This window comes from Micromonospora lacuserhaii (assembly GCF_036902735.1).
Taxonomy (GTDB): domain Bacteria; phylum Actinomycetota; class Actinomycetes; order Mycobacteriales; family Micromonosporaceae; genus Micromonospora.
On sequence record NZ_JBAKHO010000037.1, the window covers coordinates 34000 to 55908 of the forward strand.

Genomic DNA, 21909 nt, shown 5'->3' on the forward strand with positions numbered 1-21909 from the left:
GGTCACGCCGTACGCAGCCAGCCGAGGGTCTTCATGGTGGAGAGACTGGTCGCCTTGAGGCCAGCGTCGGAAACGGTCCAGAGAACCCCGTCGACCACCAGTGAGCGCCGGATCGGCGCCAGATCCTCGGGACGCCCCGTGCCCAGCGTGTGATCGACCGTGCCGACCTCGGTGAACCCGCCGTCGCCGACTCGCAGAGCCAGCGCCACGTTGCTCGGCAGGCCCGTGCCGTGGACGGTCAGTGGGACCACGACCAGGCGTTCGGCCGGCCAGTAGAGGAACGCGTGCGGGTCGAACTCCGCCTCGGAGTGCCCCTGCTTGACGTGATACTGGGCGATCCGGGTCGGCTTGGCCGGATCGGAGACGTCGAAGAGCGAGAGCTGGGTGCCCTGGACACGCCCCCGATCGGACGCCTCCTGCCCGACACCGAGCAGCCGTCCTTCGCCGGCCGGGTGCAGGTACGCCGAATACCCGTTGATCTTCAGTTCGCCGCTCACCTTCGGCGCCCCCGGATCACGCAGATCGACGGTGTAGAGCGGGTCGGTCTGCCGGAAGGTGACGACGTACCCGGTGCCGCCGACGAACCGTACCGCGTATATCCGTTCCCCCTTGCCCAGTCCGGTGACCTTGCCGACCCGGGTCAGCGCCGTGCCGTCGGCACGCAGGACGTACACGCTGGACGTCGAGTTCGGCTTGTCGCCCCAGGTACGGCCACTGGTGGTGGCCACTCTCAGGTGCCCGTCCCACTCGGACATGGCGTACTGGTTGATGAGCCAGCCCGGTACGGACGCGGCGGCGACGTACCGCGGGGCACCCGCGCCCGAGATGTCGAACTGATAGATCTCGGTGGTCTCGTCCCTGGGATCGGGTGCGATGTTCCGGGCGGTCAGCATCGGCAGCACCCGCCAGCGCTGGTCGTTGGCCACGTACAGCCGAGGTCCGTTGCTGTAGACCGTGTCGCCGTCGGCGATCACGGTGACCGGGTCGCCGGCGCCGAGCGTAGCCGCACCGAGGTCGAAGCTGAGCACGGTCACCAGCGACGTGCCGGAGTAGGCGGCCGGCCGGCTCACTCGTTCGCAGCCGACCCGTCCCGCGCTCGTTCGCCCGCCGGAGGTGACCTCGTACCGGGGCAGCCAGTCGTCGGCGGTGGCGTTGTCGATGATCTCGCGGTTGGCGGTGGTGCGCTGCTCATCGGTGGCCCGTTCCCGGTACGGGAAGTTCAGCCGGGGCGCGGAGCGGACCACGACCCGGACCGTCGTGCCCACCTGACGGGCGTCCACCAGATTGCCGTCGATCCGGTATTCGCCGATGATCTTCGGCTCGCCGGACAGGTCGACCATGATCAGCTGCGGGCCGACGATGCCGTCCGGCATCGGGGCGTCGCGCGCGCCTCCCTCGGGGACGGCCGGTTTCGCCGTCCCGGCCCACCCGTCGGGGCGCAGCACCAGCGCCCGGTCACCGTACAGCAGCAGGCCGTCTTCGGCCCCGCCGAACCCATCGGCACCCGGTGCCAGTTCCAGCTCTCCGGTCAGCCGGCGGGTGGCCGGGTCGACCACGTACAGCTTGCCGTGGCTCACGGTGACAATCCGCTTGCCATCGGTCTTGACCAGGTCCGGTTCATCGGCCCCGGCCTCGTGTGTGTTGGTGCCCGAGTAGCCCTTGGGCGCCGCATCCTCCCGCCCCGCCGCGGCGGGCGCCTCAGCCCGTTCGGCGCGGCCGAAGGTACGCATGTCCCCGTTCGGCCCGAACCCCCAGGGCCCGACGTAGGCCTTGGCAGCCGTCTTCAGCTGCCGCAGCGCCTGCGGGCAGGAGTCGAACGCGACGAGCTGGAACCCGCCGGCCGGCACGCCCCGGTCACGTGGCGGCACGGGGACCGGCTCCGCCGTACAGCCGGTGACCAGCGCCAGGCCGGCGACCAGGGCCAGTCCCATGACGCGAGCTGGAGTCATGATCCGGGGGACGCCGATGGCGGCCGTGGGATGGAGTACGTGGGCGCTGCTACCCGTCATGCCCCCTACGACGTGGCTGCCCCGCGCTGGGTTCCCAGCATGCCCTGACCGAGCTCGATCAGCCTTGTCGCAAGGATTGAATGATGGTTCAATCCTTGCGTGGCGTACCGGAGCACCGAACGGGTGAAGGCTCGGCTGAGCGCCTCCCGGGAACGGATCATCGCCGCGGCGCTGGGAATCATGGCCGAGCACGGGTACGCCGGCTGCTCGGTCGCCGCCGTCGCCGAGCGGGCCGGCGTGGCGACCGGCAGCGTCTACCGCCACTTCCCGACCAAGGCCGACCTGTTCGCCGAGGTGTTCCGCACGGCCTCCCAGCGCGAGGTGGACGCGGTCGCGCGCGCCGCAGCGCTGGAGGCCTCCGCCGCCGAGCAGATGGCAGCCGTCGTCGAGACGTTCTCCGGCCGCGCGCTGCAGTCCCCACGGTTGGCGTATGCCCTGCTCGCCGAGCCGGTCGACCCGGCGGTCGACGCCGAGCGGCTCGTCTTCCGCCGCGCGTACGCCGAACTGATCGCCGGGCACGTCGCGGCGGGTGTGGCGAGCGGTGAACTACCCCCGCAAGATCCGGAGCTGACCGCGACCGCGCTGGTCGGCGCCCTGGCCGAGGCCATGGTCGGTCCGCTTGCCGCCGGGGTCGCCGGCCCGGAGACCATCCCCGCCCTGATCGCCTTCATCCACCGCGCGCTGGGAGTATCGCCGTGACGACACACGAGGTCTTCAACCAGGTTCCCCCGCTCGCCGGCTACGACGCGGCGGACGACCCGGCACTGCTCGACGGGCTCGAGCGGGAGGGCGCCGGCTGGGCCGCCGCCGAGCTGCACGAGCTCGGCCGGCTGGGCGGCGCCGAGCAGGCCATCGAGTACGGGCGGCTGGCCAACGAGCATCCGCCGGTCCTGCGCACCCACGACCGCTACGGCCATCGGATCGACGAGGTGGAGTTCCACCCCGCCTGGCACGAGCTGATGCGCACCGCGGTCACGCACGGCCTGCACGCCGCACCGTGGGCGGACGACCGACCGGGCGCACACGTGGCCCGGGCCGCCAAGTTCTACACGTGGCGGCCCGACGCCGGCCACGGCTGCCCGATCTCGATGACCTATGCGGCAGTGCCGGCGCTGCGGCACAGCCCGGAGCTGGCCGCGCGGTACGAGCCGCTGCTCACCGCCACGACGTACGACTTCGGGCTGCGTCCGCCGCTGGCCAAGCCGGGGCTGCTGGCGGGCATGTCGATGACGGAGAAGCAGGGCGGCTCGGACGTGCGCGCCAACACCACCACCGCCCGCCCTGAGCCGGACGGCACCTACCGGCTCGTCGGGCACAAGTGGTTCACGTCGGCGCCGATGTGCGACATCTTCCTCACCCTCGCCCAGGCACCGGGCGGAATCACCTGCTTCCTCGTCCCGCGTGTCCTTCCCGACGGCACCCGCAACCCGATGCGGTTGATGCGCCTGAAGGACAAGCTCGGCAACCGGTCCAACGCCTCGGCGGAGGTCGAATACGAGCAGGCGGTCGCCTGGCGCGTCGGAGACGAGGGCAGTGGCGTGCGCACGATCATCGACATGGTCAACCTGACCCGCCTCGACTGCGTGATCGGGGCGGCGGCCGGAATGCGCCAGGGCGTGATCACCGCCGCCCACCACGCCACCCACCGGCAGACCTTCGGCCGGTACCTCATCGACCAGCCACTGATGCGCAACGTGCTCGCCGATCTCGCGATCGAGTCCGAGGCCGCCACCGTTCTCATGATGCGCCTCGCCGGAGCGACCGACCGATCCGCGCGCGGCGACGCCAGCGAGACCGCGTTCAAACGGCTCGCCCTCGCCGTCGGCAAGTACTGGGTCTGCAAGCGCTGGCCGGCACACGCCGCGGAGGCCCTCGAGTGCCTGGGCGGCAACGGCTACGTCGAGGAGTCGGGCATGCCGAGGCTGTTCCGCGAGTCGCCACTGAACTCGATCTGGGAGGGCTCCGGCAACGTCGCCGCACTGGACGTGCTGCGCGCTCTCGTCAAGGAACCCCAGGTCGTGGAGGCGTTCCAGGCCGAGGTGAGCGCCGCGGCCGGCACCGACGCACGACTCGACGCCGCGGTTCGCCAGGTGCAGGCCGACCTGTCCGACCCCGCCGACCTTGAGCTGCGGGCGCGCCGCATCGTCGAGCGGCTCGCCCTGGTGCTGCAGGGTTCGCTGCTGGTGCGGCACGGCCACCCCGCCGTCGCCGACGCCTTCTGCGCGTCCCGGCTGGGCGGCGACCACGGCCAGGCGTACGGCACCCTGCCGAGCGGCGTCGACTTCGCCGCGATCATCTCCCGCGCCACGCCAAAGGTGGGCTGACAGGAAGCTCCCCAACAGCAGGAGCACTCCCGTCGCCACTTCGGGGCCGTCGTTCGTTGCGGGCCGTCGGCTACCGTCAGTGCGGGGCCACGGCCACCACGGCCGGCTCGACCTCGACCAGCCGCCCGGGCCGGACGACCGTGAGCAGGACGGCCATCGCCGCCACCATGCCGCCGGCCACCACCGCGGCCATCGCCACGCTTCCGGTTCCCAGCACGCCCACCAGCGGCGCGGCCAGCGCCCCGACCCCGAACTGCACCGCGCCGAGCAGCGCCGCGGCGGTGCCCGCCGCCTCCCCGTGCCGGGACAGCGCCAGGGCCGGGGCGTTCGGCATGGCGAGCCCGGCCGCGGCGAGCACCACCCAGAGCGAAGCCAGGATGCTCGGGAGGCCACCGAAGCCGGTCGCGGCGAAGGCGAGCAGCACGAGCCCGGCGGCGGTGCCCACGCCGAGGGCGGTGACGAGGATCCGTTGCGGCGAGTACCGACGCAGCAGCCGCACGTTCAGCTGGGTGGCGGCGATCAGGCCGATCGCACCCGCGCCGAAGGCCAGTCCGAACTGCTGCTCGTCGAGCCCGTACTGCTGTTGGAAGACGAACGACGACCCGGCCACGTACGCGAAGAGCGCCGCCATGGCCAGCCCGGCGACCAGCACGAGACCGACGAACGTCCGGTCGCGCAGCAGCGAGCGGTAGTCCCGCACGACGGCGGCCAGGCCACCGTGGCGTCGCCGCTCGGGCGGCAGGGTCTCCCCCAGTCCGAACGCCGCGACCGCGATCAGCAGCACGCCGAACACCGCGAGAGCCACGAACACACCCCGCCAGTCCGACCAGCGCAGCAGCCCGCTGCCGAGAGTGGGGGCCAGGATCGGGGCCACCCCCATCACCAGCATCAGGCGCGAGAAGAGCTTGGCGAAGGCGGCGCCGCTGAACAGGTCGCGTACGACCGCCACCGCCACCACCGAGGTGGCCGCGGCCCCCAGCCCCTGCAGCACGCGCAGCGTGCCGACCATTCCGATGTTCGGCGCGACCGCGCACAGCACCGAGGCCACGATGTGCAGCGCGGTGCCGGCGAGCAGTGGCACGCGCCGCCCCACCGCGTCGGAGAGCGGGCCGATCAGCAACTGGCCGAGGGCGAGGCCCGCGAGGGTGCCGGTCAGGGTCAGCTGGACGGCCGCCGACGTGGTGTGGAGATCGGCGGCGATGGCCGGAAGCGCGGGCAGGTACATGTCGATGGTCAGCGGCCCGATCGCGATCAGCGAGCCGAGGACGAGGACGAGCCGCAGTCGTTGCCGGGGGCTCATCAGATCACCGGACAGTTGGGGCGGGGTGGGCGACTCGGTCACCAGGGCAGCGGCGGTCATGCGGCAGAGTCCGTCCGGATCCGGGCGGAGAAGTGTACGGCGATCACACCTCGACCAAATCCCTGGCGGGTGATCCCATTCCCGACCGGATCGAAGGTGCCTCAGCTCACAGCCGGATCCGGGCCTTCATTGGCGGCGAGTTGTTGAACCTGCGGCACTGCCCAGGGGACGTTGACAGGATGGGGCCATGGCCACGGTCGCGGTGATCGGTCTGGGTGGGATGGGTAGCCGGATGGCGGGCAGGCTGCTCGATGCCGGCCATGACCTCGTGGTCTGGAACCGCACGCCGCAGCGGGCCAGCGATCTTGTGGCGCGTGGCGCGGTCGCTGCCGACAGTCCGGCAGAGGCTGCCCGCCAGGCGGACCTGGTCATCACGATGCTGTCCGACCCGGCGGCGCTCGAAGATGTGGCCGAGGGCCCGCAGGGGATCCTCGCCGGTGCCACCGCGTCGACGACGCTCGTGGAGATGTCCACGGTCGGGCCCGCTGCCGTGCGACGGTTGGCGGGGATGCTGCCGGATGGCGTTGGCCTGCTCGATGCACCGGTGCTGGGCAGCGTCTCGGAGGCCGAGTCGGGTTCGCTGCGGATATTCGTCGGAGGGCCGGAGCCGCTTGTCCAACGCTGGATGCCGGTGTTGGGCGCGCTTGGCTCGCCGCTGCATGTCGGGCCGCTCGGTGCCGGCGCGGCCGCCAAACTGGTCGCCAATTCGACCCTCTTCGGGGTGCTCGCTGTGCTCGGTGAGGCGCTCGCTCTCGCGGACGGGCTCGGGCTGCCGCGGGACATCGCGTTCGAGGTCCTGTCCGCGACTCCCGTCGGCTCGCAAGCGGATCGGCGGCGGCCGGCGATCGAGTCCGGTCAGTTCCCGGTCCGGTTCGCGCTGTCACTCGCCCGTAAGGACGCCGATCTGGTCGTGTCGGCCGCCGAGTCGGCACGTGTCGAACTGCCGGTCGCGGCGGCCGCCCGGCAGTGGGTCGTGGCAGCCCAGGAAGCCGGCCTCGGCGACCGGGACTACTCGGCCCTACTCGCGCACATCACCGACACTGCCCGATCGGCCTGAAACCCGGCTGTGCACCCGCCCGTCAGGTGGCGGTTGAACTCCGGCTGCACGGTTCAGCGGGGTCGACTCAGCCGCTCCCAGGCACGGCGCCGGTTTGGCTGGACCGGGTTGTGATCGGCGTCCTCGACCACTCCGGCCGGCCGATCCTCACTCGGATCGCGCATCTCGGCACCGGGTACCGACAGCACGACGCCCCGCTCGTACAGGTCGGCGATCTGCTCCCGGTGGGCGAAGCGGTGGGACCGGTCCGGCCCCGGCGGCGCCACGATCACGCCGTGGAAGATGTCCAGCCGTTCGTCGGCGAGCACGTGCTCGACCACGCCGACGGGTGCCGAGTCGACGTCGTAGACCCGGGTGCCGACGGCGAGCGCGAGGTACGAGACCTTCGCGCCGAGATCCTCCACGACGTTCACGCTACCCGCCGCCCGATCACCAGGGGCCCGATCACGATGGTTGGTCCGGCCGTGACCAGGGCTGCCGGCGGCGCCTGTCGTCAGGCTCAGGCGGAGGCCGCGGCCACAACGAGTCACCATCACGGGTGTCCGCTGTTACCGTCGGGCCTGTGCCCGCCGACGAGCTCCGGCATCGGGTCCGGTCGGCCAGGGTGGCCCGGCTGGCCACCGTCCGAGCGGATGGGCGTCCACACCTGGTGCCCGTGTGCTTCGTCCTGCTCGACGATGTCGTCTACCACGCCGTGGACGAGAAGCCCAAGCGCCACCGGCGGCTACGCCGGCTGGAGAACATCCAGGCGACGGGGCATGCCTGCCTGCTGGTCGACGAGTACGACGAGGACTGGTCGCGGCTGTGGTGGGTTCGGCTGGACGGGCACGGCTGGTTGGTGGAGGACCGCGCGGAGGAGGCGGCGGCCCGCGCGGCGCTGGCCGACAAGTACCCGCAGTACATCCAGCGGCCACCAGCCGGGCCGGTGGTGGCGATACGGGTGACCGGCTGGTCGGAATGGTCTGCGGCGGACGCGCCAGCCGACCCGGCCGGGTGAGCGCCGATTCGAGGGTGTCAGTGGGTCGGGGCGAGGGCGTCGAGCACCTCGTCGGCCCGTCGCAGCGACGCCTGCGCGTCGGCGCGGGGTGAGCCGATCTCCGGATCGAAGTTGAGGTCGACGAACACCTCCGTGATGCCGGCTTCGGCGAGTCTGGCGAGATCCGACCGGACCTGCTGGAAGCTGCCGGTGAGCGGCTCGCGCTCGGGCGGGCCCGTCGGGCGTACGCGGACCGCGCCGCGGCAGACGAATCGCAGTGAGCGGGGATCGCGGCCGGCCTCCGCAGCGGCGGCCTTGACGGTCGCGACCGCCTCGCCGATGCGCGTCAGGTCCGCCTGGCTGCCACTGACCCAGCCGTCGGCGAGCCGGCCGGCCCGGCGCAGCGCGGCAGGCGCGTGGCCACCGAGCAGAATCGGCGGGTGTGGCCGCTGCACGGGCTTCGGCTCCAGGCGCGTCGGCGGGACCTGATAGAACTCGCCGCGATGCTCGGCGACGTCGGACTGCCAGAGGGCGCGAAGAACGGTGAGGAACTCCTCGGCCCGACGGCCCCGCCGATGCTTGCTCACACCCGTCGCCTGATACTCCTCGTCCGCCCAGCCGAGGCCGAGTCCCACGTCGAGCCGTCCGCCGGCGAGGATGTCGAGAGTCGCGGTCTGCTTGGCCAGCAGCACCGGAGAGATGAACGGCATGTTGAGCACCGCGACGCCGAGCCGGACCCGCGTGGTGTGGGCCGCCAGGAATGCCAGCGTGGTCACCGGGTCCTGGACGCTGTGGTACGTCTCGCTCCAGCCGAGATCGGCGGGCACCAGAAGCCGCTGAAACGTCCAGAGCGAGTGGTATCCGAGCTGCTCGGCGCGGCGGGCGACGTGGATCATGTGCTCCGGTGTGGCCCACGAGCCGGAGACGGGCGGGGCAAATCCAACCTCCACCCGGGCACCGTACCCAGATCCGGCCAGGAAGTGGCTCGGTTCAGGCCCCGGCGCTGCGGCCCACCGGATGAAGCAGCTGCCGGATGTCCTTCGGCAGCTCGGATTCCAGGTTCTCGAGGTCTTCGGCGCTGACCGCCTCGCCCAGGGTCGTCAATACGGCACGGGCGCACTCAGCGGGCCGTTCGTCATCCGTTCCCGCGCGGACCCCCACCTCATGGAGGAACTGCACGAAGTCGAGCCGTTCGGCGAAGTCCACTTCCTTGTGCAGGTAGCCTCGCAACTCCTCGGGGAGCTGGGTGGCCAGGTCCCGCGCCTCGGCGCCACTGACCCCTTCCGCCAAGGTCGTCAGCGTGGCTCCGACGAGCTTCGCCGCCTCCGCCGCCGGCATGCCCGCCCGCTTCCCCACCGCTTCGAGAAACTCGGCGTAGTTCACCAGTTCTCCTTTCGAACCAGTCGGGGTGCGTCGCGGCGCCTCGCTCGCCATCCACGCCTCCCCCAGGCGCGGTCGGCAGCGGCGTACCCGCGTGCGGCGCGGGCACACCTGCTGCTGCGTCGACTGCGTGCTACGAGCGGAGGTGCTGCCCGCCGCCGGCACCCACCGGTTCGATCACCTGCCGGAACTCCTTCGGAAGCTGGCCCATCGCGTCCTCGAACTCGTCACGGGAAACAGCCTCACGTAGCGTGGTGAGCACCGCGCCGACCCCGGCACCGGCGAGCGCACGGTCGACGGCCGGGCGGTCCGCCACCCGCCGCACGAACTCTTCGAGCCCGAACGACTTGGCATGTTCCCCTCTACCTGTAAGCGGTGGCGGTTTGCGCAGGGGATCGTCAAGCCCTTCCGGAAGCTGATAGGCAAGGTCCTCAGCCTGGCCGGCGCTGATCCGATCTGCCAATGTCTCCAACGTCGCGCGGGTGAGCGTCGCCGCCTGATCGGTCGACACCTTTGCCCGCGTGGCGACTGCGTTGATGAAATCCTCGTATTCCACCTGATTCTCCTCTCCGGCCCGATCGCCGTCGAACCGCCAGTTTGAGGCGTCATCGGTCTCTTCCACGTCGATTGGTGCGACCACCACGGGGCGGGACGTGGCCGGATCGCCGCGCAGGAGAGACAGTCATGCAAACGTCACCTCTCGGGTGCCGAGCGAACTGGTACCTCGACAGCCTCCTGGGACGGGGGGTGACCCTGCCTCATCCCCATCGGGCGAATCACCAAGGCGCGCTACGCCGACTCCTCGACATTCCGATGAATCGGCACGGGCGGGCGAGCTGTTGGCGAAGCTGCGCCAGAGCGGCTACGAAGTCACCCGCGACCACGAAATCATCAACGTGTGGGGCTTCGCCCCACCCTCTTCAGTTGATCCGGATGAACCTGGCGACGCTCGGCGTGCCCTGCGTGTCGAGCGCGAAGAGCAGATAGTCGCCGGGCAGCGCAACGCCCCTGTCGGCCGGGATCGGCAGCGTGTACGTCGTGCCGCTGACGCTCATCGGCGCGAGCGGGATCCGCCGCTGGTCGGTGTTGACGGTGTGGGTGACGGCCGACGTGCGCACGAGCGCGAAGCGCGGGACCGGCGCGCCGGTGGTCACCGTGATCGTCGTGCCGGGCCACGCCGTCGCGGGCGCGGCGGTGATCGTCGGCCGGACCCGCGCGGACCCGTCGGGGTTCAGCAGATACGGCGGTGTGAAGATCTGGCCGTTCGGATGGTTGGTGGCGCACGAGCCGCAGAGCCCACCGCCGCCCGAGAACACCCGGCCGTCGGGCAGCAGGAGCGCGACGCTGTGGTACGTGCGCGGCTCCACCTCCGGCGCCATCGTGGTGAACCGGCCGGTCGCCGGGTCCCACAGTTCCGGGCTGGTCACGGCTCCGGTGTCGGTGAAGGCCTGCGGATGCTGCTGGCCGCCGAGCGCCAGCACAGTGCCGTCCGGCAGGACGACGCCGTTGCCGAACGACCGGGCGTACGCCATGTCCGCGACGCGCGTGGTGACGACCGGCTGTCCGCGCCCGGCCGTGATGTCCAGGGTGTACGCCCGCCGGGTGGCCTGGACGTTGGTGACGGTACCGGCGTCCTGGTACGCCGTGGCCCCGCCGAAGGTCAGGATCTTGCCGATGTCGTACATGACCGCGTTGCCGTTCATCGCGTCGGCGCTGTCGGCGCGGTTGCCGGCGCCGACGATGGTGCCCGCCCCGCTCGTCGTGATCCAGTTCATCTGCTTGCTCGGGCCGGCGTGGAAGACCGCGCCGCCGGAGATGGCGAACAGCCAGGCGTGGTTGTCGGAGCGGTAGACACCGGCCGGGTCGGCGGTGAGGATCCGGGTGGCCGTGACGCCGGTCAGCTTCGCCCACGTGCCGCTGCTGCCGCTCGGTGTGAAGACCTCGCCGTCCTTGTTGCCGGCAGCGTCGTACCAGGAACCGCCGAGCGTGAACACGCGCCCGTCGGAGAGCAGCGTGGTGCTTTGGTAGGCGCGCGGGATCTGCATCCGCGGCCCTGTCGTCCACGAGTTGAGCGCCGGGTTGTAGATGGTGGTCGCGCCGTCGGTGCTGCCGCCGTTGATGAGCACCCGGCCGTCGGCCAGGACGGCGAGCCCGCTGCAGAACATCTGGTGCTGGGTGTTGATGTTCGCCGGCGGGCTGACCACACCAGTAGCGAGATCCAGAATGGACACGATCGTCGTGGCACCGGTCTTGTCGAATCTCATGTCGCCGACTGCGGCGAAGGTGAGCACCTTGTTGTTGGGCAGCAATACGGCGGAGACGGGTACGGCGGGGAAGCCGATCGGCGCGTTCCACCTGCCGCCGACGCCCGCGGCCGGCGCCGAGCCGTGCACCTCGATCTCGGCCGCCGCCGACCACGGGCCGCGGTTGCCGGCTTCCGTGGTGGCGGTCAGCCGCACGTAGCGCGCGTCGACCTGGGCGAAGGCGACGGTCTTCGCGGTCTTGTCGTCGACCCACGTGGCGTTCGCCACCGGCGTGGCCCAGGCGCTGCCGTCGACGCTGACCGAGATGGAATAGCGGCCGATGTTCCCGTTGTTGGACGCGTCGGCGCGTGGCAGGTAGGTGAGGCCGCCGATTCTCTTCGTGGCCTTCATGTCGATGGTGAGGGTGTGCGGCAGCGGCATGGCCGGCGAGTACTGGGAGTGCCACAGCGTCGTGGCGTTGCCGTCCAGCACGTTGCTTGCGGGGTACGCCGCGGCCTGGTCGCTGGCGCTCGCGGTCCAGCCTGCCCGGGGCAACGCCCCGGCCACGGCCGGGCCACCGATCACCTTGATCTCGGCCGCCGCGGACCACGGGCCGCGGTTGCCCGCCTCGGACAGGGTGGTCAGCCGTACGTAGCGCGCGTTGACGGCGGCGAAGACGGCAGTCTTCAGCACCTTCGTGTCGCCCCACGTGCCGGTCGAGACCGGCGAGCCCCACGCGGTCCCGTTGCTGCTGACCGAGACGGAGTAGCGGCCCACGTTGCCGTTCGACGACGTGTCCTGCCGTGGCAGATACGTCAATCCCTTGATGCTGAGCGCGCTGCGCATATCGATCGTGACGGTGTGCGGCAACGGCGCTGCGGGAGTCGCGTAGCGCGAGTGCCAGATCGTCGTCGGCAAGCCGTCGAGCACGTTGCCGGCCGGGTAGGCCGATGCCTGATCGCTGGCCGTGGCGATCCAGCCCGTCGTGGGCAGGACCAGCTCCCGCTTGACGTACGACTCCCCGGGCGGTTCGCTCATCGCCATGGTGCCGGTCATCGACGGCCCGCCGGTCGGCGCCACGGCGGCGCGGTGGCCGGCGTGCGGGTCGACGACCGGGGACCCGCCGCCCGATGCGGGTTGGGCCGGGTTGCCGGGATCGCGGGCGTAGCTGGGCATCGGCACAGCGAGCAGACCGATCAGGAGAACCACGATCGGGATCAGGCGACGCTCGAACAGGCGCCCGAAGAGACGCTTCGTCGGTCGGTCTGCCATCGGCGACACCCCCGTCACGCCGAGAACTCCTGGCCAGCGGCGGTCAGGAGCCACTGAGTCAGTGCTCAGGCTTCCACCCGGCAGCGCCGAGGCGAATCAGCCGAAAGTGCCGAAGATGGCCACCATGGGGTAGTTCGGACCGCATCCGGCGGATCTGGGTTCACCTGATCCGGGCAGCGGGCGGTACCGTCGTCGGCATGATCCCGCGCCGTCGACGCGCTGCCGGCCTGCTCGCCGTCCTCGTGCTGATGACCGGTGCGTGCGGGCAACCCGATCGCCGGCCCAGCGCGACGCCGGGGCCGTCGACTCCAGGCCGGGCTGCTGCGGGCGGTGCCGACCACCTGGTCCGCGTCCCGGTGCAGGTGCCCGCCGGCCTGACAGCCGCCCCGTACGACGTACCGCGCCGCCTGAACCTGCCGGCGGGCTGGTCCGCCTCGGTGTACGTCCGGGCGGCCAAGCCGCGGTTCATGGCCCCGACCCCCGCCGGCGACCTGCTGCTGTCCCAGCCCAGCCGGGGAACCGTCCTGCTGATTCGCAAGGGCGCCGACGGCACCGGTCAGGCCAGTAAGTTCCTCACCGGCCTCAACCGGCCGCACGACATCGTGTTCGCCGATGTCGCCGGTCGCAGATGGGTTTTCGTCGCCGAGGCGGACCGGGTGGTGCGCTATCCATACGGCACGGGGGACCGGCCGGGACCCGGCGAGGTGGTCGCCGACGGCCTGCCCGACACCAGCACCCGCGAACTGCGCGGCCAGTACGCGCACGTGCTGAAGAACATCGCCGTCCGCGACGGGCGGCTGTACGTCTCGATCGCCTCCACCTGCAACGTCTGCATCAGCGACACCCGGAGCGATCCGCAGCGCGGAGCGATCTACACGTACGACGCGGCCGGACGCAACGCCGATCGCCGGTTGTTCGCCCGTGGCCTGCGCAACGCCGAAGGGCTCGCGTTCGCCCCCGACTCGGGTGACCTGTGGGCGGTGGTCAACAACCGCGACAACCTGCCGGTGCCCGACGACCGGGACGTCGACGGCGACGGCCGCGGCGACCTCGGCCGCCGGGTCACGGCGTACGTGGATGACCATCCGCCGGAGCCCTTCACCCGGGTCCGCGAGGGCGGCTTCTACGGCTGGCCGTTCTGCAACCCGAACCCCGACCGGGGCGTGCGTAACATGCCGTACGACCGGGACTACGACTTCAACCGGGACGGGCGGGCGGCCGATTGTGCGACGGCCACGCCGATCGACGTGGGCATCCCGGCGCACTCGGCCCCGCTGGGCCTGACCTTCACGGCCGGTACGGCGGCACCGGACCTCGGCGCGGTGATCGCCCTGCACGGCTCGTGGAATCGCAGCCGGCCCACCGGATACAAAGTGATCCACTTCCCGTGGCGGCAGGGCCCGGGCGAGCAGCGTGACCTCGCCACCGGGTGGCTCGACGAGTCGACGGGCGATGCGTGGGGCCGGCCGGTCGACGTCGCGATCGACGCGGACGGCACGCTGCTGGTCAGTGACGACGCGAGCGACGCGGTGATCCGGCTTGCGCCGCCCCGCCCCGCCGGCTAGCGCCGACGCCGATCCTGCGCGCGAACGCGGGGGGAAAATGCGGCACAGTGTCAGCCTTGACTTCCTCCCCTCGCTGACGGGAGGGGATTCCCACGGTCTCCCACGGGGTTTCCTGCTGCTTGCCCTGCCGCTGCGTGAGCGCCGCCAGGTCGTGGTCGACCTGCTCGCCCACGCCGGGCCGCAGGTGGCGCTGTGCCCGCAGACCCGCATGCTCGACGAGGCCACGGACTGGTTGACGAACTGGATCGCCGTCGGTTCCGAGGGCTTGCCGTGTCGGTCAACGGGACTTCCGTTCACTCACGGTGACGAGTCGCCCGTAGCTGAACGCGCGTTGTCAGCGGCATGTGAGCGCACGGCGACGGCGGGCCTTCAGGGCCAATTGGGCCGTGTTTCGTAGTGCCCGCAGGCATTGCCCTGACGGCGGTAGGGCCGCCGCATGAAGCAGCAGTTCGCGATCGCGGATGGCACTTCGTCAGCATGGGCCCTTTGAATCGACGACGGGAAACGCCCGGCGCACTTCTGCCAGGAATTCCGCGCGCCGAGCCGCGTAGGTGGTGATCGCCGCCCACAGCGCTTCCAGCGCGGCCTGCAGCGGATCCGGCCCGGCGGCAGCCGCCAGCGCCGGCAACGCCATCGCTGCCGGATCCACCGGGCCGTCGAGTATCGCGCCGAGCGAAAGGGCCGCGCCATGGCTTTGCCGGACCACCCCGACGACGCGGTACCCGCCGGGCTCCTGCGCGCCCGAGATCCGCGCTAGCAGCGCCTTCGGGTCGGTGAACTCGGCGGGCAGGAGGTCTCCGCGCTCCAGCGCCGCCCATGCCGGGGCCATCCAGCCGAGGTCCGCGATGCCGGCGAGAGCGAACGCCTGCCGCGCGGCCCAGACCGCGATCCGGCGCTGGATGACATCGTCAGCCTCGGCAACGCCGTCGACGAGGTCCCGGTCCAGCAGGGCGATCCCTTGAACGTTGCCCCGGACCTGACGCAACCGTTCCCCCGGCGGGCGCCCACCCCAGCGCCGCTCCTCTTCCCGCCGCCGGTACTCCTCCGCGCGCCGCTTCTGCTCTCGCCGCTCAAGCTTCGTGGTCTCCACCTGGTCCCACAGCGACGGTGGCGCCGGCAGGGTCGAGGCCCAGTTGTGCCAGTACCCGGCGGCGCCGCTGGTCTGCCGGACGATCGCGTCGGCACGCAGCCCGCCGTCGACGGGGCTGCCTCCCGCGCCGTCGGGCCAGAAGCACAGCAGGTAGCGGTCCGGCCGTTGCTCCATATACGTGTAGTCGTCATCCTCCAGCGTGTCCGGGTCGAACCCGCCGTACGGATCACGCCCCTCGTCCATGCCGGCGGCGCAATACCGTACGCGAAAGGTGGGCAGCAGGTAGGCCTCCTGCCCGTCCGGCGTCAGCGGCAACGCGGCCAGCGATCCGTCGCCCCAGGGCACCAGGTCGACCGTCGCGGCGCGCGGCAGGAACGGGGCCTCGACCACCTCCTCCCACTCGTCCGCGGCGGCCGGCGGCTCGTGCTCGTGCAGTTCGACCCGCAGCCGGACCCGCCCGGTATGCGTACCGGTCATCAGGAACAGCGCGCCCGGCTCGCCGGCTCCGCAGAGGCCGTTCACCTGCCCGGCGAACCCTTTTGTCATGTCCGGCAATTCCTGACTGGCCACGTAGAACTGTCCGTAGGCGAGGGGGACGACGCCCTCGAAGAGAACTCGCATCCGGCCGATCCTGCCATCGCAGAGACGCTTGTGATGCCCCTAATTGACTAGCACCGGGTATCCGCTCATCGGCAAAGTCGGACGTCTTCCACTTGGCTTGCCAACGCCCGATCAGCGGCAAAAGCGTGCGTTGTCGCCGCGTAGGGTGCCAGCGACGCTACGAGAGCTCGTAGGTAAATCGATCTGTCCAGCCGAAGGCGGCATCCTGTTCAACGGTGCGCCGAAGGACGTGCTCGATCCGATCGAACGCCGGCCGTCCCATCGCTGCTCGGCTCATTTCGGCGGCTGCCCAGACGAGATGCACCGGGCGTAGGACGTCGGTGCTCAACCGGTCCCACAACGCATCCAGATTGGCTCCGTAGTACGGGCCGAAGTCAAGGAGCGCCGCGATCTCGCGGTGAAAGTTCCTCTCACTCCTCACCCGGTTACCGTCCAGACGTACGCGCATCTGAGCATGCTAACGGGCGCGTTCCTCCCGGCCGTCCGTTGTGCCTAGCCGCTCATCGGCAGTCCCGGACACCGATCGGCAGTCCCCGACATCACCTTGCGTGACGCGCGGATCGCGGAATGAGCGGATGCTCGGTTCTACGCCGCGCTCTGCGTCTTTGCGGGCTTCATGATGGCAATCGGGACCGCCTTGATCACGTAGTCCTCGGTCAAGTCCGGTTGCACGTCGATTGTCGCGTCGTCACCGACGTAGCGGACGACGAACACGGTTTCTCGCAGCCAAGCCGCATCGTCGTCCGTCAAGCTGGCTGGCAGCTCACCCGCGAGTCGTACTTCGTCTCCCGGCAGGATCGCGGCACCCCCGCCGCCGCCTCGCCACGCTCAATACCCGAGATCAACTGGAGCAGGGTGGTAGGGCACCGCCGTTCGAGCGGGCGAGCGGCGGGACAGCAGGTGTCCGGTCAGTGCGGCGGCGAGGCCGGCCAGCCCGGCCGCCGCGAAGCCGCCCGCCGGCACGGAGAGGTCGATCGCCACGCCGACGAGCGGGGATCCGAGCGCGAAACCAGCGCTCTGCGCTGACGATTGCAGACCTGTCGCCTCACCCCGCACGCCGGCCGGCGCCAGCCGGCTCACCGCGTCGGCCACCGTGGCAAGGGTCGGCGCGGTGAGAAGCCCGCTGCCGACGACGGCCACGCACAACCAGGGCCAGTCGTGGGCGAGCCCGGCGGGAATCGTCACAAGCCCGAGCAAGCCGAGCAGCAGCCACGTGGGCAGCGGCCGGGTCAGCGCGCCATAAATCAGCCCGCCGACGACGGACGACACGCCGAACACCACTACGACCACGGCAGCCCAGGACACCTGACCTGCTTCTTGCAGCGTGGCGACGATGGCGAGGTCGACGCCGCTGAGCAGCGTCGTCGTGCCGAACGCCATCGTCAGCGCGGCGATCATTCCGGCGCCCAGCCACTGCCTGCGCGGGGGCCGTCCGGCCGCGCCGGCATCCGCCTCGGCATCGGCACGCACCGGTGGGTTGAGCAAGGCGATTCCGGCTCCGCCGGCCACGATCGCGGCACCGACCCCCCACGCCACCACACCGGGGGACATTCTCGCCGCACACAGGATCACCACCGCCGGGCCCACTATGTACGACAGCTCGCCCTGCACCGATTCCAGCGCAAACGCGGCCCGGCGCTGCTCCGCTGTCGTCATCGCGGCGATCGCCTGCCTGCTCACCGCCTGGGCCGGCACCATCAGCAGACCCGCCACGAAGCTGGCGACCAGCAGGAACCCATACGGCAGGATCGGCACGCTCAGCCAGAACCCGACCTGCACTACGACGGTTACCAGCAGCACGGTGCGCAGGCCCCGCGAGTCGATCATGCGGCCGAGCAGCGGCCCGCCCAGCGCCACTCCGGCGGTCAGGGCCGCGGCGACACCGCCCGCTGCCGCGTAGCTCATGTCCAGACCCAGCACGACATACATCGTCAGCGCCATCACGTCAGCCGTGATCGCGACACGGGCGAGTAGCGAAACGCCCAGCAGCGATGCCATCCCTGGCACGGCGAGCACCTGTCGGTATCTGGTCACCTGCGTGACGCTAGATCGTCCGTCACGTCATAGGAAGTGGTTAGTTTGTTGGCGCTGGCATAATGAATGCTTATGGCCAGAGATCTTGAGACCGCGTTGCTGCGGTCGTTCGTCACCGCCGTGCGGGCGGGCAGCATCAGCCGTGCCGCGACCGCGCTCGGACAAACCCAGCCCGCGCTCAGCCAGCAGTTGCGCAAGCTCGAGAGCGTTGTCGGCCGTCCGCTGCTTTACCGGTCGCCGTCTGGCGTCTCGCCGACCCGGGCGGGTGAGGAGCTCCTGCCGTACGCCGAACGCATTCTCTCGCTCTCCGCACAGGCACTCACCGAAACCGGACGCGCGCTTACCGGCCACTGCGTCGTCGGGTTGCTCGAAGACCTCGCCGCGTCCCAGCTTCCGCAGGCCCTCGCCGACCTCGCCCGGCTGCACCCCGGCGCGACGCTGGAGGTGCTCAGCATTTCCAGCGCCGCGATGCGGGAGGCCTACGACGCGGGCCGCGTCCAACTCGTGCTCGACGCGGTGCCGGACGTTCCCGGGCCGCCGCGCTGGACGGTACGCCGCCCGCTGGTCTGGGCGATCGGCCAGGGTGTGGACGTGGCTGCCGATCCGCTGCCGGTGGTGCTGTTCTCGAACCCATGCTCCTGGCGTACGTCAGTGCTGGAAACGCTGGAACGTACCGATCGGCGCTGGCGGGTGGCGTTCGAAAGCAACAGCCTGTTCGGTGTGCTCGCCGCGGTACGGGCCGGGCTCGGCGTCGCGGCACTCATGCCCGCGAACCTCGAACCGGTCATGGCCTGCCACGACGCGGACGCCCTGCCCACCCTGCCGGACGTCGAGCTCGGTCTCGCACGGCACCCACGGACCGAGGGTGATCCGCTGATCGACGCCGTGGAGACCGCGCTACGTCGCATGGTCTGAGCACGAGCCCGTCGAGACCCCGAGCATGTCGTGCCCACCGTGTTCTGCTGGCCTCGACGCTTCAGCGGTGAGCGGTCACGACGGCGCGGCGCTAGAGACGATGCCGGGTCCCGGCGACCGCGTTGTGCACCTGGGCCCGTCCGAACGGTCGCGCACTGCTGGCCAACACCGGCGACGACGCTTGCCCTTGTATTTGTACAGCAAGGTAGGCATCCATCCGTGGATACACAGCTGCTTAGGCATCGACTCCGCAGAATCTCATCAGCATGATCGAACGCACGCACATCGGCTACTTGTTTCATTGACCTGCGACCGTGGCCCGGCCAGGCTTCGGTCGAGGCGCCCGGGTTGTCGCTCTCATTTCGGCTGCCCACGCTGGTCGTGTGGCTCTCATCTGGCCTGCGCAGCCCGGGCGTCGCCCCAGGGCGGGGAGAGGCTCAAGAGCGCCTCTGTGTGTCAACCCGTGCCGGTGGCGAGTTTGAGTTGATCTTTGGTGAGGTGCCGGTAAAGGACGTTGGTGAGGCGTCGTTTGAGCGCACGTCGGGCGTCGGCGGGCGTTTTTCCTTCGCTGAGTTTGCGCTGGTAGTAGACGCGGCCAGGGCCTGCGTCGCGGGCTTGGACGAGCGCGATGGTGTGCAGGGCGGTGTTGAGTTGCCGGTTGCCGGTGGGGTTGAGCCGGTGGCGGCGGCGTTCGCCGCTGGAGGCCTCGAGTGGCGAGGTGCCGGCGTAGCTGGCGAAGTGATCGGCCGTCGGGAAGCGGGTGATGTCACCGACGTGGCCGAGGATCTTCCCGGCGACAATGTGCCCGACGCCGCGGATTTCGGTGATGGTGGAGTGCGTCTCGCTCAGGACCTGCCGGATCTGGGCCTGGTTGGTGTGCAGGCGCCGGTCCGGTGGCGTAGGTCCGCGATCAGGTCACGAGCCAGGTCGCGGCGGCAGCTGTCGGTGGCGGTAAGCGGCCGGGTATTGCGCAGCAGCGCGGCGGCCTTGTCCGCGGTGAGGTCCAGCGCCGCGCCACCGGCGATCAGATCACGCAGCAGCACGTGAAGCCGGTTGAGCAGCCGGACGCGTTCGCGGGCCAGGTCGTCGCGGCGTTCGGAGAGCAACCGCAGCCGGGTGTGATGGTCCTCGGCGACGACTTGGCGCAACCGCTGGTGCCGCATGGCGGCGTGGGCGACGCTGGCGGCGTCCGCCGCGTCGGTCTTGCGGGTGCCGCCGGTGTCCAGCAGTCGAGCTCGAGCGGCCAGGGTGGCTGGGACGTCGACGACGTGCTCGCCGGCGGCGGCCAGCAGTTGCGCGATGCCACGTCCCAGCCCAGCGGCGCCTTCGACAGCGAAGCGGCGTTGCGGCCAGCGGGCGGCCCAGTCGGTCAGCGTCTTGTATGCGGCGGCGTTGACGGTGATCCGCCTTGTCGCCAGCAGGTGACCGGTCTCGTCGAGGGCGACAGCGGTCAGGGAGGACTTGTGGGGGTCGATTCCGATTGTGATCACGGAGAGCCGGGTTCCTTCCGCCAGCGAACGAGGATCGCCGTGGCGGGCAGCCTGACTTGGGGAATCGTTGAGCACGCCTCTGTTGAGCCACGCCACGGCCGGGCGCCGGCCAGCGGCGGCACGCTCTTGAAGAGCCAACCCGAGGGCGGCAAGGGGTTTGCGAGCCAGTGCCGACCGACGCCCTGACGCTACGGGCTGCAGACCCGCGCATCTGACTCCAGTAGACAAGTCAGGGGTTTGCTCGGCTCGAAGTAGCGTTGCCCTCCCGGCTCGACAACCCAGGTGGATCGAGCATCGGAGGACGCGTTGACTGTCACATCAGACCGTGTGGTCATCGGGATGGACCCGCACAAGCGCTCCGCCACGATCGAAGTCATGGCCGGCGACGAGGCCGTCATTGGCGGCGGCCGGTTCGACACCGGCCGGGACGGCTACGCGGAAATGAAGAGGTACGCCGGGCAGTGGCCGAACCGGGTCTGGGCGATCGAGGGCTGCCAGGGCATCGGCCGGCACATCGCTAACCGGCTGCTCGCCGACGGCGAGCAGGTCGTCGACGTCCCGCCGAAGCTGTCCGCCCGGGCGCGGGTATTCGTCACCGGGCAGGGCCGCAAGACCGACGCCACCGACGCCCATTCCATCGCGCTGGTCGGCACCCGCATGGCCGGTCTGCGCCCGGTCGTGAACGACGAACAGCTCGCCTTGTTGAGGATCCTGGTCGACCGGCGCCGCTCTTTGGGCGAGGACCACACCCGGATGGTCTCCCAGCTGCACCAGCTTCTACTCGAACTCATTCCGGGCGGAGCGAAGAAGAGCCTGTCCACCGCCCAAGCCAAAGCGCTGCTGGCCACGGTCCGTCCTCGCGACGCGGTCGGCAAGGCCCGGCGCCGGGTGGCCGCGGAGCTGATCAGTGACCTCGAACGGGTCTACCGACGCTCCAAGGAAGCCGACAAGGAACTGAAGGAACTGGTCGCTTCCACCGGCACCACGCTGATGGACCTGCACGGCATCGGACCCTCCGGCACCGCCCGGCTCCTGGTCGAGGTCAGCGACATCACCCGGTTCCCCAACCGGGCCCACTTCGCCTCCTGGAACGGCACCGCCCCCATCGACGCCTCCTCCGGAGAACAGGTACGCCACCGGCTCTCCCGCGCCGGAAACCGACAGATCAACCGGGTCCTGCACATCATGGCCACCGTCCAGCTCCGCAACCCCACCGAAGGCCGCGCCTACTTCGACCGCAAGAAGGCCGCCGGCAAGACATCGATGGAAGCGATGCGCGCGCTGAAACGACGCCTGTCCGACATCATCTACCGCCGCATGGTCAACGACGCGGTGAGCACGGCAGCGGGCCCGGGAGGACAACGGGGAACGACTACTGACTCCAGCGTGACCAGCTCGCATCCCCAAGCCGGCTCTTCGGAGAAGTCACTTCCCGGACCCGCCGAAACCCAGCTTAGAACGCCGCTCCCGATGGTGTCTTGATGGCATGAAGGAGCGGGGCCTCGCTCCGCGTGGGTCCCGGGCGGGATGCTCGGGGTGCTCACGTCTCACGACGAAGGAGGCCCCTCATGCA

The 21909-nt window shown here is 70.6% G+C and carries 20 protein-coding genes; 7 read left to right on the forward strand and 13 right to left on the reverse strand.

Annotation, left to right across the window (positions count from 1 at the left end; translation table 11 throughout):
* Positions 1-2: 2 nt before the first annotated feature.
* Positions 3-1931 carry a beta-propeller domain-containing protein gene (locus V6U81_RS21000; RefSeq protein ID WP_334491569.1) on the reverse strand — a complete coding sequence of 643 codons (1929 nt, stop codon included), beginning with the start codon at positions 1929-1931 and terminating at the stop codon, positions 3-5.
* Between the two features lie 177 nt (positions 1932-2108).
* Between V6U81_RS21000 and V6U81_RS21005 the strand changes: the two genes are divergently transcribed.
* Together V6U81_RS21005 and V6U81_RS21010 are read left to right on the forward strand one after the other, a co-directional pair.
* Positions 2109-2708 (forward strand): TetR/AcrR family transcriptional regulator, encoded by a 600-nt coding sequence (locus V6U81_RS21005; protein WP_334491570.1) that lies wholly within the window; start codon positions 2109-2111, stop codon positions 2706-2708.
* On the forward strand, positions 2705-4333 hold the full coding sequence (locus tag V6U81_RS21010) for an isovaleryl-CoA dehydrogenase (protein ID WP_334491571.1): 1629 nt from the start codon (positions 2705-2707) through the stop codon (positions 4331-4333). Before V6U81_RS21005 ends, V6U81_RS21010 begins: the two co-directional genes overlap by 4 nt.
* A gap of 76 nt (positions 4334-4409) precedes the next feature.
* Here the strand turns inward: V6U81_RS21010 and V6U81_RS21015 are convergent, their stop codons facing one another.
* On the reverse strand, positions 4410-5633 hold the full coding sequence (locus tag V6U81_RS21015) for a multidrug effflux MFS transporter (protein ID WP_420884052.1): 1224 nt from the start codon (positions 5631-5633) through the stop codon (positions 4410-4412).
* Positions 5634-5880: 247 nt separating this feature from the next.
* Here V6U81_RS21015 and V6U81_RS21020 point away from each other — a divergent pair, with 247 nt between their 5' ends.
* A complete protein-coding gene (locus V6U81_RS21020; RefSeq protein ID WP_334491573.1) occupies positions 5881-6750 on the forward strand; it encodes an NAD(P)-dependent oxidoreductase in 870 nt (289 codons plus the stop codon).
* 53 nt (positions 6751-6803) lie between these two features.
* Here the strand turns inward: V6U81_RS21020 and V6U81_RS21025 are convergent, their stop codons facing one another.
* Positions 6804-7154, reverse strand: coding sequence for a hypothetical protein (locus V6U81_RS21025; protein ID WP_334491574.1), 351 nt, complete (start codon positions 7152-7154; stop codon positions 6804-6806).
* Between the two features lie 158 nt (positions 7155-7312).
* On the opposite strand from V6U81_RS21025, the gene V6U81_RS21030 reads away from it, so the two are divergent.
* Complete coding sequence (locus tag V6U81_RS21030; RefSeq protein WP_334491575.1) at positions 7313-7747, forward strand: TIGR03668 family PPOX class F420-dependent oxidoreductase; 435 nt, start codon at positions 7313-7315, stop codon at positions 7745-7747.
* 17 nt (positions 7748-7764) lie between these two features.
* Here the strand turns inward: V6U81_RS21030 and V6U81_RS21035 are convergent, their stop codons facing one another.
* The 4 genes from V6U81_RS21035 to V6U81_RS21050 all read right to left on the reverse strand — a co-directional run bounded on the left by V6U81_RS21035 (position 7765) and on the right by V6U81_RS21050 (position 12621).
* Positions 7765-8676, reverse strand: coding sequence for a TIGR03619 family F420-dependent LLM class oxidoreductase (locus V6U81_RS21035; protein ID WP_334491576.1), 912 nt, complete (start codon positions 8674-8676; stop codon positions 7765-7767).
* A 40-nt stretch (positions 8677-8716) separates the two neighbouring features.
* On the reverse strand, positions 8717-9109 hold the full coding sequence (locus V6U81_RS21040) for a DUF2267 domain-containing protein (protein ID WP_334491577.1): 393 nt from the start codon (positions 9107-9109) through the stop codon (positions 8717-8719).
* Between the two features lie 130 nt (positions 9110-9239).
* A complete protein-coding gene (locus V6U81_RS21045; RefSeq protein WP_334491578.1) occupies positions 9240-9749 on the reverse strand; it encodes a DUF2267 domain-containing protein in 510 nt (169 codons plus the stop codon).
* 277 nt (positions 9750-10026) lie between these two features.
* Positions 10027-12621 (reverse strand): galactose oxidase family protein, encoded by a 2595-nt coding sequence (locus tag V6U81_RS21050; protein ID WP_334491579.1) that lies wholly within the window; start codon positions 12619-12621, stop codon positions 10027-10029.
* A gap of 197 nt (positions 12622-12818) precedes the next feature.
* On the opposite strand from V6U81_RS21050, the gene V6U81_RS21055 reads away from it, so the two are divergent.
* The gene (locus V6U81_RS21055; RefSeq protein WP_334491580.1) at positions 12819-14186 is read left to right on the forward strand and encodes a PQQ-dependent sugar dehydrogenase; all 1368 of its coding nucleotides are present in this window, start codon (positions 12819-12821) and stop codon (positions 14184-14186) included.
* 472 nt (positions 14187-14658) lie between these two features.
* On the opposite strand, the gene V6U81_RS21060 is transcribed toward V6U81_RS21055, so the two are convergent.
* The 4 genes from V6U81_RS21060 to V6U81_RS21075 form a co-directional block, all read right to left on the reverse strand.
* The gene (locus V6U81_RS21060) at positions 14659-15897 is read right to left on the reverse strand and encodes a hypothetical protein (RefSeq protein WP_334491581.1); all 1239 of its coding nucleotides are present in this window, start codon (positions 15895-15897) and stop codon (positions 14659-14661) included.
* Between the two features lie 157 nt (positions 15898-16054).
* On the reverse strand, positions 16055-16345 hold the full coding sequence (locus V6U81_RS21065; protein ID WP_334491582.1) for a barstar family protein: 291 nt from the start codon (positions 16343-16345) through the stop codon (positions 16055-16057).
* A 137-nt stretch (positions 16346-16482) separates the two neighbouring features.
* Positions 16483-16647: a hypothetical protein gene (locus tag V6U81_RS21070; RefSeq protein ID WP_334491583.1), complete on the reverse strand. Its 165-nt coding sequence runs from the start codon at positions 16645-16647 to the stop codon at positions 16483-16485.
* A gap of 78 nt (positions 16648-16725) precedes the next feature.
* Positions 16726-17931 (reverse strand): MFS transporter, encoded by a 1206-nt coding sequence (locus tag V6U81_RS21075; protein WP_334491584.1) that lies wholly within the window; start codon positions 17929-17931, stop codon positions 16726-16728.
* A gap of 72 nt (positions 17932-18003) precedes the next feature.
* Here V6U81_RS21075 and V6U81_RS21080 point away from each other — a divergent pair, with 72 nt between their 5' ends.
* Positions 18004-18846, forward strand: coding sequence for a LysR family transcriptional regulator (locus V6U81_RS21080; protein ID WP_334491585.1), 843 nt, complete (start codon positions 18004-18006; stop codon positions 18844-18846).
* Positions 18847-19302: 456 nt separating this feature from the next.
* On the opposite strand, the gene V6U81_RS21085 is transcribed toward V6U81_RS21080, so the two are convergent.
* Positions 19303-19728: a transposase gene (locus V6U81_RS21085; protein WP_334491589.1), complete on the reverse strand. Its 426-nt coding sequence runs from the start codon at positions 19726-19728 to the stop codon at positions 19303-19305.
* Positions 19692-20336 carry an IS110 family transposase gene (locus V6U81_RS21090; protein ID WP_334491586.1) on the reverse strand — a complete coding sequence of 215 codons (645 nt, stop codon included), beginning with the start codon at positions 20334-20336 and terminating at the stop codon, positions 19692-19694. Before V6U81_RS21090 ends, V6U81_RS21085 begins: the two co-directional genes overlap by 37 nt.
* 339 nt (positions 20337-20675) lie before the next feature.
* Between V6U81_RS21090 and V6U81_RS21095 the strand changes: the two genes are divergently transcribed.
* A complete protein-coding gene (locus V6U81_RS21095; protein WP_334491587.1) occupies positions 20676-21818 on the forward strand; it encodes an IS110 family RNA-guided transposase in 1143 nt (380 codons plus the stop codon).
* Positions 21819-21909: the final 91 nt, after the last annotated feature.

What these genes read in the sequence shown, in the direction of transcription:
- V6U81_RS21000 (WP_334491569.1), bottom strand. Translation starts at nt 1,931, where the DNA reads ATGGGACTGGCCCTGGTCGCCGGCCTGGCGCTGGTCACCGGCTGTACG.
- V6U81_RS21015 (WP_420884052.1), bottom strand. Translation starts at nt 5,633, where the DNA reads ATGAGCCCCCGGCAACGACTGCGGCTCGTCCTCGTCCTCGGCTCGCTG.
- V6U81_RS21020 (WP_334491573.1), top strand. Translation starts at nt 5,881, where the DNA reads ATGGCCACGGTCGCGGTGATCGGTCTGGGTGGGATGGGTAGCCGGATG.
- V6U81_RS21050 (WP_334491579.1), bottom strand. Translation starts at nt 12,621, where the DNA reads ATGGCAGACCGACCGACGAAGCGTCTCTTCGGGCGCCTGTTCGAGCGT.
- V6U81_RS21055 (WP_334491580.1), top strand. Translation starts at nt 12,819, where the DNA reads ATGATCCCGCGCCGTCGACGCGCTGCCGGCCTGCTCGCCGTCCTCGTG.
- V6U81_RS21060 (WP_334491581.1), bottom strand. Translation starts at nt 15,897, where the DNA reads ATGCGAGTTCTCTTCGAGGGCGTCGTCCCCCTCGCCTACGGACAGTTC.
- V6U81_RS21065 (WP_334491582.1), bottom strand. Translation starts at nt 16,345, where the DNA reads ATGCGCGTACGTCTGGACGGTAACCGGGTGAGGAGTGAGAGGAACTTT.
- V6U81_RS21080 (WP_334491585.1), top strand. Translation starts at nt 18,004, where the DNA reads ATGGCCAGAGATCTTGAGACCGCGTTGCTGCGGTCGTTCGTCACCGCC.
- V6U81_RS21095 (WP_334491587.1), top strand. Translation starts at nt 20,676, where the DNA reads ATGGACCCGCACAAGCGCTCCGCCACGATCGAAGTCATGGCCGGCGAC.